Genomic DNA, 16,228 nt, shown 5'->3' on the forward strand with positions numbered 1-16,228 from the left:
AGATCAAGATTGGAAGAACCGAGCGGTGGCAGTCGTGATTGCCACCGCCTTCGGTTGCGTGGCGCTTCTGTGTGTCATTATCTGGCCGTTCTTCAGCGACTACAAGACGGTCGTAAAAATTCAGAGCGCGGGCGCTGCTGCGTTTGCGACATATTTTCTAATGTTGGGATCGCCCACTGCGGCGGTGGCATGCCTCATTTCTTGCGCGCAACTCCTCGTCTCAGCGTCAGTGCGTGACCGCTATGTCGTCGTGCGACTCTATGGGGCCAGCCTCATTGTGTTGTCCTTCCTATCGGTCATAACATGGCACGGAATACCATCCGCGCTGGCGTTGACCGGCAGTTCGCTGGGTAGTCTAGCCCGCTTGCAGACATCGACGACGCGTATGAAGGGTCTGTTCCTCGTGGGGGCTCCATTTTGGCTCGCCCATAATTTGATCGTTGGAGCCCTTTTCGCCTTGGGCACCGACGTTGTTTCTTTGCTCTCGAACTTTGGGAATTTGTTGAAGTTTGCGGTGAGACGTTGGCGCGAATCAGCCTTTCATGACGCTGCCACTAGAGCGGCCATAGGCTATTAAGCGCTCGGGTCTTTTTCCTATGTGGGATCATGACCTAACCACAACCATCTGAAAGGCCCTTCAGATCTGACTGTACACGGCGGGCTTCCGAATCAAAGTGGTTGACGGTTGCGCATGGGTAACGCGCTGAAGGCGCCGAATTCGGGCAAGACTCGGCGGTGTGCGGGCGGCGTGACATCCATACCTGAACGCTGATAAGTTTGGCGGACGCAGGTCAAAGGATCGTTCGTCGGACAAGCATTTTGGTGGGGAAGTGCCGCTCTATTAGCACACGCTAGCAGACTGCGTCTGGTCGAGTAGCCGATCAACGTCAGACGTAGCCGCTCATAGATATTTCGATATTATCCTGAACTCCTCTACCGCCGAGCCAACGGCCTCCGTGCCGTCGGCATGGACGAGGCAATGATCGATATGGTCGTTAATAAGCGCTCTCTTCGCGCTGGCGACTGCCTTTTCGACTGCATGAAGTTGCTGGACGATCTCGACGCAAGGTCGACCAGCCACGATCATATCGACAGTGCTGCGCAAGTGGCCACCAGCGCGATTTAATCGCTTGACGATCGCGGGATGACTTTCGTGCCTGTGTTCCGTCATCCGCAAGACCTCCTGCAACGCGCTACATGGCTTTACATATCCTCCAGGGGAGGATAACTCAAGCGCGTCCGATATCCCCCATGGGGGATAGGGTCGCAAATCAATCGGAACAAACGCGACGTGATCTCCGTCCTGGCAAACCGCACCTATCGCCATCTTTTCATGGCTCAGGTCATCGCGCTTATCGGCACGGGGCTCGCAACGGTCGCGCTCGGTCTGCTAGCCTATGACATCGCCGGCGGCAGCGCGGGCGCGGTGCTCGGCACGGCGCTCGCGATCAAGATGGTTGCCTATATCGGTGTCGCGCCGGTCGTTGGCGCCTTCGCCGACCGCCTGCCACGTCGCGCGTTTCTTGTCAGCATGGATCTCGTGCGGATGGCCGTGGCGATCTGCCTGCCATTCGTGAGCCAGGTCTGGCAGATCTATGTCCTGATCTTCGTGCTGCAATCGGCCTCCGCGGCGTTCACGCCGACCTTCCAGGCAACCATCCCCGATATCCTGCCAGAGGAGCGCGACTATACCCGCGCGCTGTCGCTGTCGCGGCTCGCCTATGACATGGAGAGCCTGACCAGCCCGATCCTCGCTGCCGCGCTGCTGACCGTCATCAACTTCCACTGGCTATTCTCGGGAACGGCGATCGGGTTTCTGTGCTCGGCACTGCTCGTCGTGACGACGGTCCTGCCGCGCGCGGTGAAATCAGAACCGAGAAGTGGCGGGATTTACGCCAAGACCACGCGGGGTACGCGCATCTATCTGAAGACGCCGCGCCTGCGGGGGCTGCTGGCGCTGACCCTCGCTTCAGCTGCGGCCAGTTCGATGGTCATCGTCAACACGGTGGTAATCGTGCGTGGTAATCTCGGCCTCACGCAGCGCGATGTTGCCTTCACCCTTGCGGCTTTTGGCGCAGGCTCGATCCTTGCCGCGCTGACCCTGCCACGTATCCTCGATCGGGTCGCCGATCGTACGATCATGATTGGGGCTGCGGCAGCAATGACGATCGGTCTCGCCCTTCTGGCGATGCTCACGGCAAGCTTTGGGGCAGCGCCCGGTTATTGGCGCATGGTCCTGATCGGCTGGTTCATACTCGGTATCGCCTATTCGATGAGCGTGACGCCATCGGGCCGATTGCTTCGACGGTCGGCCAATGCCGACGACCGCCCGGCCTTGTTCGCCGCGCAATTCGCGCTCAGCCACTGCGCCTGGCTGATCTGCTATCCCCTGGTGGGGCTGTTGGGCGCCAGTATCGGGCAGACGGCGGCGTTTGCGGCAATGGCGGCGATTGCGGCCGCCGGAACCCTGGCCGCCTTGTGGCTCTGGCCCAGCGCAGATCCCGATACGGTGAACCATGACCATGCGGATCTCGCGCCCGATCATCCCCATCTGCGCGGTGATCACGGCAAGGCGCGGGAGCATGCGTTCGTTATCGACGATCTCCATCAGCGCTGGCCACGCCGATGACTTTCATCTCGACTGTCATGATCCCTGTCTTGCGGCGCGCTTGTGGACCGGCCGTGTTCGCGATACCCGTATCGACATGACGGCATCGTCGGTCAGATTGCGCTCTTCGGTGCGGGCCTGTGCCCGCTTGCGCCTTTTTGCGCTCTCGGCGATTCTGGCGCTGTTCGGGATGCTGGCGCTTGCCACCTGGCATGACGCTATGCCGCACGTCCATGATGCCGCGCATGGCATCAGCGTCGATCGGGATCATCATGATCACGCCCCGGCCGAGCAGCCGGACACACCCGACCTGATGCATCTGGCGGCTCATGCGGTGCTCCAGACAATCGACATGCCTGCACAGACTGTTGTTGTTGCGCTGTTGAAACCTGTCGCGGCGATCTGGGCGCGCGAACCTGCCGAAGCGGCGCGGTCTATCGCACCTTCGTCAATTCTGCGTCCCCCGCGAGGCTGAATTCACGCGCGTAGCGCGTGCCGTCATTGCAGCCTTTTTTGGGGATAAGAATATGAGAGCCTTTATAAGCCGGCTGCCGCGTCGCGTGGTGTCCGGCATGATGGGCGCGACCTGCGTCGCGGCGCTGTGCGCACCCGCACAGGCGCAAGTGGCGCCGCCGTTTGCTACACTGCTACGCCAGACCGCCGATGCGCCCCGGCGCATCGAAAGCGAAGCCGAGGTTCGCCGGTACGAGGGTCTAGCACGCCAGGCGCGCGCCCGACCCAATCCGACGATTGGCGTGCTCACCGAGAATGTTGCGGGATCGTCTCCCTATCGCGGGGTCGATCGCGCCGAGACGACGCTGCAATATAGCCAGCCGCTCGAAATCGGCGGCAAGCGTTCGGCGAGGATCGCAGCCGGAGAGGCCGGCGTCGCTGCGTCCCGCGCCCGCGATCATGATGCGAAGATCCGCTACGCTTATGATCTTGCACGCGCTTATGCAGCGGCGGACGTCGCAGACCAGCGGATAATGCTCGTCGAAGGCGAGGTCGAGCAAGCGCAGAATATCCTGCGCGCCGCTCGCGTGCTGGTCGATGCCGGCAAGGAAGCGCGGCTGCGCGCCCTGCAAGCAGAGGCCGCGCTGAACGCCGTGACCGCCGATCTTGAGGGGACGAAAGCGGATCGCATTGCGGCCTATGCCCGTCTCTCCGCACTCGCCGGCGTCGACGAGACCTTCACCGGCTTGTCGGAATCGCTCCTGACCGTGCCGGTCGCGGCACCGGCTTATGGCCCCGTCGATCCGATGACGAGTTCGTCCTTTCTTGCCGCGCAGGCAGAGCGGGAGGCTGCCGAGCGCCGCCTGACCGCCGAACAGAAGCGGGCAATCCCCGATGTGACGGCAATCGTCGGCGTGCGGCGTCTCGATTATGAGAATGCGACCGCTCTCACGGCGGGCGTCTCGATCCCGCTGAACATCTTCGATCGCAACCGCGGCAATATCGCCGCCTCGGAAGCAGAGGCACAGGCCGCCGCTGCAAGATTGGCCATGGCGCGTAACGATGCGATTGCCGAAGCCCGCGCGGCCGGGGCGCAGATTGCGGCCGCACAGTCGCGGGTTGCCGCAGCGGAGGCATCGCAACGCACCGCGGAAGAAACCTATCGTCTCGCTCGCATCGCCTATGAGGCTGGCAAATCCCCGCTCGTCGAATTGTTGAACGCCCGCCAAGGCCTTGGCGCGGCACGCGGGATCGTCCTCGACGCCAAAGTGGCCAGTTTCGAGGCGCGCGCGCAGCTCGCCCGCCTCCAGGGCCGCACCCTTTCCGGAGGTGAGATCCAATGAACCCCGAACGCAATAAGCTTTATGCCGGGGCCGCGATGGGTCTCCTCCTCGCCGCCCTTGCCGGTTTCGGTGTCGCCAGAATGACTGGCCCATCCGCACCGACAGCCGAGACGGAGGCGGCGGCCGATGCTGCTCAAACCGACACCGTCGTGATCACCCAGGACGGTATCAAGACCTCGAGGATCGGAGTCGCACCCGCAGCAGCCGGTGGCGTCGCCGGCATCATCCTCGCCAGTGCCACCGTTGAGGCAACGCCAGATGCCGAAGCGGTGCTCACTGCCCGGGCAGCGGGCACCGTTACCCGGATCTTCAAGCGGATCGGTGATCCGGTCAGCGCCGGCGAAACGATTGCCCTTGTCGAGAGCCGCGATGCGTCGGCGATCGCCGCCGATCGCAGTACGGCTGCCGCAAGGGTTACGCTTGCAAGCCGACAACTGGCGCGCGAGCGAATACTGCTCAATCAAGGGGTGTCGCCCCGGGCAGACTATGAGACCGCCGAAGCCAATCTGGCGGTCGCTCAGGCCGAAGCCCGGCAAGCCAGCGCTGCCGCCAGCGCGGCAATGGTCTCGCGCGACGGCAGGTCGGTTGCGGTGGTCAGTTCGATCTCCGGCCGTATAACATCCGCACCCGTCAATCTCGGCGCTTTCGTGCAGGCCGAGACCGAGCTGTTCCGTGTCGCCGATCCGCGCCGCCTTCAGATCGAGGCGAGCATGCCGGCAGCGGACGCATTGCGTGTGAAGGCGGGTGACAGGGTCGAGCTGACGACCAACAACGGCCAGAAAGTGGAAGGCCAGGTCCGCTCGGCGACCGGCGTGGTCGATCCGCAGACGCGGCAAGCGACGGTGGTCGTGACGCCAAGCGGAGGCGGCGGCCTGATCGCGCCCGGCCAACTCGTCCAGGCGCGTATCTTCGCCAGCGGCGGCGATGCGGCCTCCGGCGTGAATGTGCCGCAGGATGCGGTCCAGACGCTAGGGGATCGCTCGGTGGTGTTCGTGCGAACCCGCCAGGGGTTTAAGGCGCAGACCGTGCGGGTTGGAACGCGCAGCGGCGGCATGGTCGAGATTGCCTCGGGCCTCCCTGCAAACACGGTGATCGCCACCACCAATGCCTTCCTGCTCAAGGCCGAGCTTGGCAAGGGGTCGGCGGAATGATCGCGCGGATTTTAGGGCTCTCGGTCAGAGCGCGATGGGCCGTTGTGTTCATCACCTTCCTCGTCGTCCTGTTCGGTGCCTGGCAGATCACCCTGCTGCCGATCGACGCGGTCCCGGACGTCACCAACCGCCAGGTCCAGATCAACAGCTTCGTGCCGACCCTCGGACCGGTCGACATGGAGAAGCAGGTCACCTTTCCCGTCGAGACAGCGCTTGCCGGTATTCCCGGTCTGCAGACGACCCGCTCACTCACGCGTAACGGGTTCAGCCAGGTCACCGCGGTCTTCAGGGACAGCACCGACATCTATTTTGCTCGGCAGCAGGTTACCGAACGGGTCGCTCAGGCCAAGGACAGTCTGCCTGCCGGCGTTCAACCCAAACTCGCGCCGCTCACGACGGGTCTGGGCGAGATTTTCATGTTCAGCGTCGCGTTCGACCATCCCGACGGCAAGGGCGTTAAGGTGGTCGACGGTCAGCCCGGCTGGCAGTCCGATGGTTCCTATCTGACGCCCGAAGGCGAGAAACTGACCACGGTGGTTGCCAAGGCCGCTTATCTGCGAACGGTCCAGGATTGGATCATCAGGCCGCAGATGCGCACCGTGCAGGGTGTTGCCGGTGTCGATTCCAACGGCGGCTATGTGAAGCAATATGTCGTCGAGCCCAATCTGACCGCGCTTGCATCCTATGGCGTCTCGGTCACTGACCTCGCCGACGCGCTCGAACGATCGAACCTGTCGGCGGGCTCCAACTATGTCCGCCGTGCCGGCGAATCCTTTCTCGTTCGCGCCGACGCGCGGCTGCGCTCGGTCGCCGACATAGAAGAGGCGGTGATCGCCACGCGTGCCGGCGTCCCGGTGCGCGTGAAGGACGTCGGCCAGGTCGTCATCGGGGGCGCGGTGCGGACCGGATCTGGCAGCGTCGGCGGGTCAGAAGCAGTCATCTCGACTATCCTGATGCTCACTGGCGAGAACAGCCGCATCGTTGCCAATCGCGTCGCCGACAAGCTGGTCGAAATCAACAAGACGTTGCCGCCGGACGTTGTTGCAAGCCAAGCCTATAACCGCTCCAAGCTGGTCAATGCGACCATCGCCACGGTCGAGAAGAATCTGGTCGAAGGCGCACTGCTGGTCATCGTCGTGCTGTTCCTGCTGCTCGGCAACATCCGCGCCGCGCTCATCACGGCGGCGGTGATTCCGATCACCATGTTGATGACTGCGGCGGGCATGAATGAGCTCGGTGTCTCGGGCAATCTGATGAGTCTCGGCGCACTCGATTTCGGCCTGATTGTCGATGGCGCAGTCATCATCGTCGAAAACGCGCTCCGGCGCCTCGCCGAGCGGCAGCACAAGGAAGGAAGACTCCTAACCCGACTCGAACGCCTCACCGAAACCACTCACGCCGCGCAGGAGATGGTCCGGCCAACCGTCTATGGCCAGGCCATCATCTTCCTCGTGTTCATACCTTTGCTCACCTTCCAGGGCGTGGAGGGCAAGACGTTCGCACCGATGGCGATCACGCTGATGCTGGCTCTGGCCAGCGCGTTCATCCTGTCGATCACGTTCGTGCCGGCGATGGTCGCGTTGCTGGTGACCGACAAGGTCAGCGAGACCGAGGTCAGATCGATCCGCTGGTTCAAGGAGAAATATCAACCGGCGCTCACCCGCGCCGTGGCGCGGCCAATGCCGTTCATTCTCGGCGGCGCAGGCGTGTTTGCGGCAGCGGTGCTGCTGTTCGGTACGCTTGGACAGGAGTTCATGCCGCAGCTCGACGAGAAGGACATCACGGTCACCAACTTTCGTATTCCATCCGCCTCGATCGACCAGTCGACCGCGATGCAGCTCGACATCGAAAATGCACTCAAGACATTGCCCGAGGTGGCATTGGTCTTTTCCAAGAACGGCAATGCCGATCTGGGTACCGATCCGATGCCGCCTAATGCGTCCGATACCTATGTCATCCCAAAGCCTGAAAAGGAGTGGCCAGCCGAGGTCAAATCCAAGGAGGATATCCTTCGGCGGATCGAGGAACGGATGAAGCCGCTGATCGGCAACCGTACCGAGATCCAGCAGCCGATCCAGATGCGGTTCAACGAGCTGATCGCGGGCGTTCGCTCTGATGTGGCGGTCAAGCTCTATGGCGACGACCTGGACGCGATGAGCGAGGCGGGAGGCCGAATCGCGACCGCGCTGCGGACCATTCCCGGCGCGGCGGACGTGCAGGCGGAGCAGACATCCGGCGCGCCGACCTTCGACATCAAGGTCGACCGCCAGGCGGCGGGCCGTTACGGCCTGTCGGTCGAGGAGGTCGCCAGTACGGTCGCGGCCGCCCTGGGTGGACGCGAAGCGGGCTTGTTGTTCGAAGGCGATCGACGCTTCGCTGTGGTGGTGCGACTGCCCGACGCACAGCGCGACGATATCGACACCTTGGGATCGATCCCGGTCATGCTACCATCCAACGGTGCCGGGAACGCGCGTTCCATCCCGCTCAGCGAAGTGGCGCGCTTCACTTACACCGAGGGGCTCAACCAGATCAGCCGCGAGAACGGTAAGCGGATGGTCGTCATCCAGGCCAATGTGCGCGGCCGCGATCTTGGCGGATTCGTCGCGGAAGCCCAGACGAAGATCGCCGATGTGAAGCTGCCCGCCGGAACCTTCACCGAATGGGGCGGCCAGTTTGAGAGCCTTCAGTCCGCTTCCGAGCGGTTGGCGATCGTCGTGCCGCTTTGCTTCGTCCTGATCTTCGCGCTGCTCTACATGGCACTGGGCGGCGCTTGGCCGGCGCTGGTCGTGTTTACGGCCGTTCCCATGGCGCTGGCCGGAGGTGTGTTCGCTCTGGCCCTGCGCGGGATACCTTTCTCCATTACGGCGTCGGTCGGGTTTATCGCGCTTTCCGGCGTGGCGGTTCTCAACGGCCTTGTCATGATGAGCGCGATCCGCAAGCGGCTTGACGATGGCGAGGGGATCGACGGGGCGATCATTGGTGGCGCGATGGAACGAGTACGGCCTGTGTTGATGACCGCGCTCGTTGCGAGCCTGGGCTTCATCCCAATGGCGCTTGCCACCGGAACCGGAGCGGAGGTGCAACGACCGCTTGCGACTGTAGTGATCGGGGGGCTCATCACGTCGACGGCGCTGACGTTGCTCGTCCTACCGGCGATCTCGGCGCTAATGTTCCGGTTATTGGCGAAAAGGAAAGGTATCCAGGAGCCACCGATAAAGGTTGTGGCGGCGTGAGGGGGCGTCTCCAATAAATTTGGTGGATAGCTAGGCTGAAAGGCAGACTAACCGGCGACACTCTAATCGTGCCGGCCACGGTGTCCGGCCGAGCAATCGATGCGGTGCTCGACATCGGTTCGTCTGGTCCGCGATGTCGCGGTGACGCAGGGCGGTTATGCGCGCGTCCTGCCTTCGCGATAATCGCAGACTTGGGGGCGGCCTCGGCCGCCTTTGGCTGTCCGATATTATGCTCGGAGCAGATGTGCTGGCCGGGGCTGCGGCGTTCGCGTTTTCGACGCGACGGTTCGCATTGAGAAGCCACCCAGCTTTGTAGCGGGGTCGGAATGGACTGAATTTGCGCACGACAGGGTGCCAGACAGGAACTGTTTCCCCTCGCTTTCCGGCACCTCGGCACGCAGGGTCGGAAGCCGTGTCTCCCATCATCGCCGGCACGCTCAGCGCGCCCATTATGCCGACTTCACCACCGGCATGGGCACGCGCATTTAGCGATGGCTTCAGGCTGGAAGGCTGCGCGGCCCCAGCATGATGATGCCGGTACCTAAGAGGCAGACCGCAGCGCCGATGACATCCCAGCGATCTGGGCGGATTCCTTCGAAGGCCCAGAGCCAGAACAAGGATGTGGCGATATAAACCCCGCCATAGGCAGCATAAGCACGACCGGCCGCATTGCTATCGACCAGAGTCAGCAGCCAGGCGAACAGCGCTAGAGCGGCTATGCCCGGCACCGTCCACAGCGGCGTTTTGCCAAGCCGCAACCATGCCCAGAAGGAGAAGCATCCAGCGATCTCCGCGAAGGCAGCGGCAATATAGGCGAAAGCTGTAGGCATTAGACGTCACTCTGCTTGATTTTATGCGCCATGAGCCGGAGGGGCCGGCGCAGATCCTCATCAAACGTCCGCATGAGTGTCTCCCACGACAGGAGCCAGCGCTTCCAGAATGCGGCATTCGGCTACGGTTCCGCCTTCGCATGAAGCGATGAGCGTGCTCAATTCGCGCCGCAACGCGCTGAGATCGGCGATCTTTCGGTCAACCTCACGCAGATGCTCTGTTGCGATCCGGTCGATCGTGGCGCAATCGCGACCGCGGTCGTCCGAAAGGTCCAACAACGCGCGGACGCGCTCGATCGGAAAGCCAAGATCGCGCGCGCGGCGAATGAACGACAATCGCGCAAGATGGTTCTCGCCATAGTGGCGATAATTCGCTTTTGTTCGCGCCGGCGGGGGCAGCAGGCCAGTTTGTTCATAATAGCGGATCGTTTCAACCTTCGTGGCCGTCGCCCGCCCCAATTCCCCGATCTGCATCACACAACCCTCTAGTTACTATAGAGCGGATATAGGATGACGAAACCTCCCGGTCGAGATCGCGATTTGCGAGTTGCACTTTCCGATCCGAACGATCTGAACATCGCGCCGGAGCGAGGGGCCGGAATGAGACGCGATACCGCACAGGGCATTGTTGCAACTAAGTCGCAAAACGCTTGACCCTCTAGCTGCTAGAGGGTGTATTTGATACGGATGTCACTCCCCGATCATCCCGAATCGCGCAGCACCATTTCTGCCGCCTGCCATAGCGCGGCGCCGTTGATCCGCCGCGCTATGGCCGTCCTGGCAGTATTTCTCTGTCTGGTTGGTGTCAGCACCATCGCCCACGCCGAAACTGCTGACGTGCAGACGGCTTGGCGGCTGCTCGACTATATGGCGGTCGACTATGGCGGTGCCGTCAGCGGCGGACGGGTGAAGAGCGCCTCGGAATATGCCGAGATGACCGAATTCGCGGCTTCGGTATCCGACCGCCTTATGGCCCTGCCACCCACGCCGGCGCGCGGACAGCTGATTACGGGAGCAACCCAGCTCCGGGGTGTGATTGCCGCCAAGGGCGAACCCAAGGAGGTCGCACGCATCGCCCATGGCCTCGCCGCCGATTTGCTCAAGGCCTATCCGGTGCCTCTCGCGCCGAGCAAGGCGCCTGACCTCGCTCGCGGCGCCTCGTTGTTCGCGCAGAACTGCGCGAGCTGCCACGGCATGACCGGGAATGGACATGGCCCCGACGCTGCAAAGCTGACGACGCCGCCGATCGCCTTTAGCGAGATCGTGCGCGCGCGGCAGCGCAGCCCCTTCGCGCTCTATCAAGTCATCGATCAGGGCATCGATGGCACCGCGATGCAAAGCTTTGCGACCTTACCGAGCGACGATCGCTGGGCGCTGGCCTTCTATGCCGGTCGCTTTGCTTTTCCGGACGCTCTCGCGCACGAAGGCGAGCGGCTGTGGAAATCCGATCCCGGCCTGCGGCAGATGATCCCCGACCTGACGACACTCGCGGGGCTGACGCCCGAGGTGCTGGCAAAGTCGATCGGGACTACCAAGGCCGACGCGGTGATCGCCTATCTACGCCGCCACCCGGACGTGGTGATCCAGCAAGCGCCCGGCTCGTTGGCCATTGCGCGCGATAAACTGGCGCAGAGCCTTGCCGCCTATCGCGGTGGCGACCGTCACGCCGCCCAGGAACTTGCGCTTTCGGCCTATCTCGATGGCTTCGAGCCCCTCGAACCGATGCTGACCGCGCGCGATGCTACGCTCATGGGGCACATTGAAAGCGCCATGGGCGAGTTCCGGGCATCGCTCCAGCAAGGTCGCCCCGCCGACGAGATCGCCACGCGCATCCAGGTGCTCGACGGTCTGTTCGACGACGCCGAGGCGGCCTTGTCCCCGGACGCGGCGAGCACTGCATCGACCTTCCTGGGCGCCTTCACCATCCTGCTGCGCGAGGGACTCGAAGCCCTGCTGATCGTCGTCGCGATGATCGCCTTCCTGCGCAAGGCCGAGCGGCCCGAGGTGCTGCGCTACGTCCATGGCGGATGGATCGGGGCGCTGGCGGCCGGAGCCTTGACCTGGGGAATCGCGACCTATGCGATCGGGATCAGCGGCGCGAGCCGGGAGCTTACCGAAGGGTTCGGATCGCTGTTCGCAGCCGTCGTCCTACTCTCCGTGGGAATCTGGATGCACGGCAAGGCGCAGGCGGACCAATGGCAACGCTACATCAGGGAGAAGATGTCGCGCGCACTGTCGCGGCAGTCGGCCTGGTTCCTGTTCGGCCTGTCCTTCATCGTCGTGTATCGCGAGGTCTTCGAGACGATCCTCTTCTACGCAGCGCTCTGGACCCAGGGCAATGGCGGCGCGATGCTGGCTGGCGCGGGCTTGGCCGTGCTGCTGCTCGGACTTATCGCCTGGGCCGTGCTGCGCTACAGTCGCGACCTGCCGATCGCGAAATTTTTCGCCTACAGCGCCTGGCTGATGGCGATCCTTACCATCGTCCTCGCCGGTAAGGGCGTGTCGGCGCTACAGGAGGCCGGCATCATCGATATCGCGCCGCTTGGCGGCGGCATCCGCGTCTCCATGCTCGGAATCTTCCCGACCTTGCAGTCGATGGGCGCGCAGCTCCTGATGCTCATCGCGGTGCTTGGTGGCTTCCTCCTCAACCGGCGCCGTGCCGCTGTGGCGGTCGGCTGATGCAGCCTGCGACACCGACGACGATTTGCCTTGACCCTCTAGTTGCTAGAGGGTGCATAGAGATTCCATGATGCTTGTTCGAGTAGATGATGATGGTCTGTAACAACTGCCAGTCCGACGCACCGCCGACGCCGGATCCGCGCTGGCGCCGCATGCTCTGGATGGCGCTCGCGATTAATCTGGCGATGTTTCTGGGCGAGATCGTCGCGGGTATCGCTTCGGGATCGCGATCGCTGCAGGCGGACGCACTCGATTTCCTGGGCGATTCCGCCAATTACGCGATCAGTCTCGGGGTCGCCGGCATGGCGCTGGGCTGGCGGTCCCGTGCCGCGCTGCTCAAGGGCGGCACGATCCTCGCCTTCGGCCTTTATGTCCTCGTCACGACGGTGCTTGCGGCGCTGGGCCGCGGGGTGCCGCACGCCGAGACGATGGGAATCGTCGGGGTGATCGCGCTGGTCGCGAACGGCAGCGTTGCCCTCATGCTCTATCGCTACCGCAGTGGCGACGCCAACATGCGCTCGGTCTGGATATGCTCGCGCAACGACGCAATCGGCAATCTTGCGGTCCTTCTGGCTGCCGCCGGTGTCGTCGGCACGGGCACCGCCTGGCCCGATCTCGCTGTCGCCTTGATCATGGCGGCCTTGGGCATCTGGGGCGGCCTGCAGATCATCAATCAGGCCCGTGCAGAGCTACGCCCGAAAAAACCGGCAAGTCTAGTCGAGGCACAACAGACGTTGGCCTCCACGAGCTTGTAGTTGCCAAAAGGAGCATAGATGTCCGCCCGCAGTCACGGCGACGCCGGTAAACTGAGCCGATATCGTTTGCGGTGTCATCGCGATCATCTCGCTGCGCCCGGGGAGTGGGCGCTGGCCGAGGCGATCTCGGCATGGCACGACGCGCGTCCTGTTTTATTGCAGACTCTCCGATGACGGCTTTATTTCTTCATGCGACGAGCGGGACTAGCCCGTTACCTGCGTTCCTGTTAGGGCGTGATCTGTGCGACGCCTGCTGAACATCCTTGCGTATTTGACGATCGCCCTCTCCTTGGGAACGACGGCGACTGCACATGTGCTGGAGCGACCGGATGTTAGCGCTTCATCCCATGAGGCGCGCGTGGACGAAGTTGCGTTAGGCCACGTGCCTGGCGACGCCGACCAAGTGCCCTCTGATAGCGATAAGGGCTATCCTCATCATCACGGTGGTTGCCATGGCGATCACGTCGCAGCGCCGGTCAAGGCTATCAACACAGCACTGACGCACGATCTTCGGCTCGCCCCCATCTTCGCGAGTCATTCCATGCGGCCGCTATCTACCGCCGATCCGGCGCTGAGGCCTCCCCAAGCCTGACAATCCGCTGACCTCGCTGGGCATTGCCGCGCGGGGCGAATCCGGTTCGTCAGGAGTTATCATCCATGTATCGTACAATCGCGGCCGTCATGGTCGCGGCGTCCATTGCCAGTGCGGCCGGGGCGCAAACAACAACGCCACCCGGCATTCCGGCGGCGACCACTTCGTCACAATCGACCGATGCGTTCTCGCTCGAGAACGCTCTCGCTGCGGGCGGCATGCCATCCATCCCATCGGCCGTCCTAGACAACGGCGCGGCCTCAGGGGGGGGCGGATCGGCTCAACTTCCGTCGGTCGCGGCGGCCACGGCCGGCGTCGATGCCGCGACCGCGGCGCGGCGTGTTGCAGGCTTGCGCCCCAACCCCGAAGTGCAGGCGCAGGTTGAGAATCTTGCGGGGACCGGTGTCTACAAGGGTTTGCGAAGCTCCGAGACGACGGTTGGCGTAGCGCTGCCGCTGGAGTTGGGCGGCAAGCGGCCGGCGCGTGTCGCGCTGGCGACCGCCCGCCTCACTCGGGCGCAGGTCCAGTCGGAAATTGCGCGAGCGGATCTCCGCTTGCGGATTACGCAGCTCTACATCGAAGCCGCAGCCGCCGAGCGCCGTGCCGAGGTGCTGAGCGAGCAGGCCGGGATCGCCAACAATGCGTTTCGGGTCTCAAGTGAGCGCGTCAAAGCCGGCGATGTCAGTCCGATCGAGCAACAGCGCGCCGATGTGCTGCGCATCAATGCGCAGGTCGCGGCCGATAGCGCGGCCCGGCAGGCACAGGCGGCGCGCGCGAACCTTGAGACGCTACTTGGGGCGCCAGTGACCGGGCCGCTCGATCGCGCATGGTTCGAGCGGATCGATGGCTACGGACCGCCCCGGCCCGTCGATGTTGATGGGACACTCGCCTTGGTTGCTGCGGAAGCGGACGTTCGCACCGCGGATGCGCAGGTTCGCGTGGCCCGGTCGTTGCGGGTTCCTGACCTAACGGTAAGCGCCTCCGCACGGCGACTGGCGGCGACCAACGACACCGCCGCGGTCGTCGGCATTTCGATCCCGATCCCGTTCTTTAACAACGGCAGCGCGTTCGTAGCGCAGTCACGCTCTGAACAGACGCAGGCGATCGCGCTGCGCAACCTGGCCGTGATCGATACCCGGCAACAGATCGCCAGCGCACAAACCGAAGTGGCGAACGCCGCTGCGACCGCGCGAGCGGCCGGCGGACCCGGACTGGCGGCGGCACAGGAGGCTGCCCGCATAGCGCGGATCGGTTGGACGCAGGGCAAGTTCGACCAGATCGCTCTCCTCGATGCCGAGCGCACGCTGTCACAGACGCGCCAGACCTACGTCGATGCGCTCGCCGCCTATCACGACGCACAGGCCCGGCTCGACCGGCTCACGACGCCGGCCCCCATGATTTCCGGAGATGATCGATGATGAACGATAAGCGCCTTCTTGGCGGTGCGGCAGCTGTCGCGATCGTCGCCGCACTTGGCGGCTTCGGGATCGCCCGCTGGACCGCGAGCGAACCTGCCGCGACCGAAGCGGCAAGCGGCAACGCCGCGGCCCCTGCAGAAGAGGAAAAGACGCCCGACACGGTGACGATGACCGCGCAGGCCATCCAGCAGGCCGGCATTTCCACCGAGACGATCAATCCCGGCGGGCTAGGCGCAGAAATCGTCGCGCAGGCGACGGTGAGCGCATCGCCACAAGGCGAAGCGATCGTGACCGCCCGCGCAGCCGGCGCAGTCACGCGGCTAATGAAGCGGCTTGGAGATCCAGTGCGCGCCGGTGAGACGCTGGCGATAGTCGAAAGCCGGGACGCGGCGCAATTTGCCGCCGATCGCACCGCTGCGGCGGCCAAGTCGACGCTGGCGCAAAAGGCGCTCGCCCGCGAGCAATATCTGTTCCGCCAAAAGGTTTCGGCGCGGGTCGAGCTGGAACAGGCGGAGGCGGAAGCCGCGTCTGCCGCGGCCGAAGCGCGCCGCGCCAGCGTGGCGGCAGGCGCCGCGCGCGTGACATCGGATGGCCGCGGCGTGGCAGTGTCGAGCCCGATTTCGGGTCGCGTCACTTCGGAGAATGTCAGTCTGGGCGCGTTCGTCCAGCCCGAGACCGAGCTGATGCGCGTCGCCGATGCCTCAAAGATTCAAATAGAGGCGGCGGTCGGCCCGACTGACGCACAGCGGCTAGCTCCCGGCGATCGGGCAATCATCGAGCTGCCCGACGGGCGGACGGTGGAGGGGCGCGTGCGCGCCGTCACACCCGGGCTCGCCAACGATACGCGTTCGGCGACAGCGGTCCTCGACGTTTCGGGTAGCCTTCAGCCGGGACTCGCAGTGCGGGTGCGGCTCCTACCGAGCGGGGGTGGCACGACCAGCAATGCGATCGTGGTGCCTGAGGACGCGGTGCAGACACTCGAAGGGCGTGACATCGTGTTCGTGCGGACCGCGCAGGGCTTCAAGGCTCAGAGCATCACGATCGGACAACGCAGCAACGGGAGGGTCGAGATCCTGAAGGGTCTCGCGGCAGGCAGCCAAGTCGCAACCAAAAACGCATTTCTGCTCAAGGCCGAACTCGGCAAGGGCGCGGGCGAGGAAGAATAG

14 protein-coding genes are annotated in these 16,228 nt (G+C 63.8%); 10 read left to right on the forward strand and 4 right to left on the reverse strand.

What is annotated here, in order from left to right:
• Positions 1-25: 25 nt before the first annotated feature.
• Positions 26-577 carry a YgjV family protein gene (locus tag V473_RS19175; RefSeq protein ID WP_232016452.1) on the forward strand — a complete coding sequence of 184 codons (552 nt, stop codon included), beginning with the start codon at positions 26-28 and terminating at the stop codon, positions 575-577.
• A 324-nt stretch (positions 578-901) separates the two neighbouring features.
• Here V473_RS19175 and V473_RS24680 read toward each other — a convergent pair whose 3' ends face one another.
• Positions 902-1,327 carry a metal-sensing transcriptional repressor gene (locus V473_RS24680; RefSeq protein WP_456242891.1) on the reverse strand — a complete coding sequence of 142 codons (426 nt, stop codon included), beginning with the start codon at positions 1,325-1,327 and terminating at the stop codon, positions 902-904.
• Between V473_RS24680 and V473_RS19180 the strand changes: the two genes are divergently transcribed.
• Positions 1,292-2,629, forward strand: a complete 1,338-nt coding sequence (locus V473_RS19180; protein WP_066608855.1) for an MFS transporter — start codon at positions 1,292-1,294, stop codon at positions 2,627-2,629. The two genes, V473_RS24680 and V473_RS19180, sit on opposite strands and share 36 nt — an antisense overlap.
• Here the strand turns inward: V473_RS19180 and V473_RS23690 are convergent.
• Entirely contained in the window at positions 2,592-2,939 is a 348-nt protein-coding gene (locus V473_RS23690; RefSeq protein WP_140419430.1) for a hypothetical protein, read from the reverse strand. The genes V473_RS19180 and V473_RS23690 overlap by 38 nt on opposite strands.
• A 196-nt stretch (positions 2,940-3,135) precedes the next feature.
• Here V473_RS23690 and V473_RS19190 point away from each other — a divergent pair, with 196 nt between their 5' ends.
• The 3 genes from V473_RS19190 to V473_RS19200 are packed head-to-tail and all read left to right on the forward strand — an operon-like array spanning position 3,136 to position 8,788.
• The gene (locus V473_RS19190) at positions 3,136-4,404 is read left to right on the forward strand and encodes a TolC family protein (protein WP_066608858.1); all 1,269 of its coding nucleotides are present in this window, start codon (positions 3,136-3,138) and stop codon (positions 4,402-4,404) included.
• Entirely contained in the window at positions 4,401-5,555 is a 1,155-nt protein-coding gene (locus V473_RS19195; RefSeq protein WP_066608865.1) for an efflux RND transporter periplasmic adaptor subunit, read from the forward strand. The genes V473_RS19190 and V473_RS19195 overlap by 4 nt, the downstream gene beginning before the upstream one ends.
• Complete coding sequence (locus V473_RS19200; protein ID WP_066608869.1) at positions 5,552-8,788, forward strand: efflux RND transporter permease subunit; 3,237 nt, start codon at positions 5,552-5,554, stop codon at positions 8,786-8,788. Before V473_RS19195 ends, V473_RS19200 begins: the two co-directional genes overlap by 4 nt.
• Positions 8,789-9,285: 497 nt before the next feature.
• On the opposite strand, the gene V473_RS19205 is transcribed toward V473_RS19200, so the two are convergent.
• Positions 9,286-9,618, reverse strand: coding sequence for a YnfA family protein (locus tag V473_RS19205; protein WP_066608871.1), 333 nt, complete (start codon positions 9,616-9,618; stop codon positions 9,286-9,288).
• A 60-nt stretch (positions 9,619-9,678) separates the two neighbouring features.
• Positions 9,679-10,092, reverse strand: a complete 414-nt coding sequence (locus tag V473_RS19210; RefSeq protein WP_066608873.1) for a MerR family transcriptional regulator — start codon at positions 10,090-10,092, stop codon at positions 9,679-9,681.
• A 294-nt stretch (positions 10,093-10,386) separates the two neighbouring features.
• Here V473_RS19210 and V473_RS19215 point away from each other — a divergent pair, with 294 nt between their 5' ends.
• The 5 genes from V473_RS19215 (at position 10,387) to V473_RS19230 (ending at position 16,228) form a co-directional block, all read left to right on the forward strand.
• Positions 10,387-12,297: a cytochrome c/FTR1 family iron permease gene (locus V473_RS19215; RefSeq protein ID WP_066609065.1), complete on the forward strand. Its 1,911-nt coding sequence runs from the start codon at positions 10,387-10,389 to the stop codon at positions 12,295-12,297.
• 89 nt (positions 12,298-12,386) lie between these two features.
• On the forward strand, positions 12,387-13,052 hold the full coding sequence (locus V473_RS19220) for a cation efflux transmembrane domain-containing protein (protein WP_066609066.1): 666 nt from the start codon (positions 12,387-12,389) through the stop codon (positions 13,050-13,052).
• Between the two features lie 241 nt (positions 13,053-13,293).
• Positions 13,294-13,644 carry a hypothetical protein gene (locus V473_RS23120; RefSeq protein ID WP_082679234.1) on the forward strand — a complete coding sequence of 117 codons (351 nt, stop codon included), beginning with the start codon at positions 13,294-13,296 and terminating at the stop codon, positions 13,642-13,644.
• Between the two features lie 65 nt (positions 13,645-13,709).
• Positions 13,710-15,062 carry a TolC family protein gene (locus V473_RS19225; protein ID WP_066608876.1) on the forward strand — a complete coding sequence of 451 codons (1,353 nt, stop codon included), beginning with the start codon at positions 13,710-13,712 and terminating at the stop codon, positions 15,060-15,062.
• Positions 15,062-16,228: an efflux RND transporter periplasmic adaptor subunit gene (locus V473_RS19230; protein ID WP_066609067.1), complete on the forward strand. Its 1,167-nt coding sequence runs from the start codon at positions 15,062-15,064 to the stop codon at positions 16,226-16,228. The genes V473_RS19225 and V473_RS19230 overlap by 1 nt, the downstream gene beginning before the upstream one ends.

Origin of the sequence: Sphingobium cupriresistens LL01 (assembly GCF_001046645.1) — a bacterium.
GTDB lineage: Bacteria > Pseudomonadota > Alphaproteobacteria > Sphingomonadales > Sphingomonadaceae > Sphingobium > Sphingobium cupriresistens.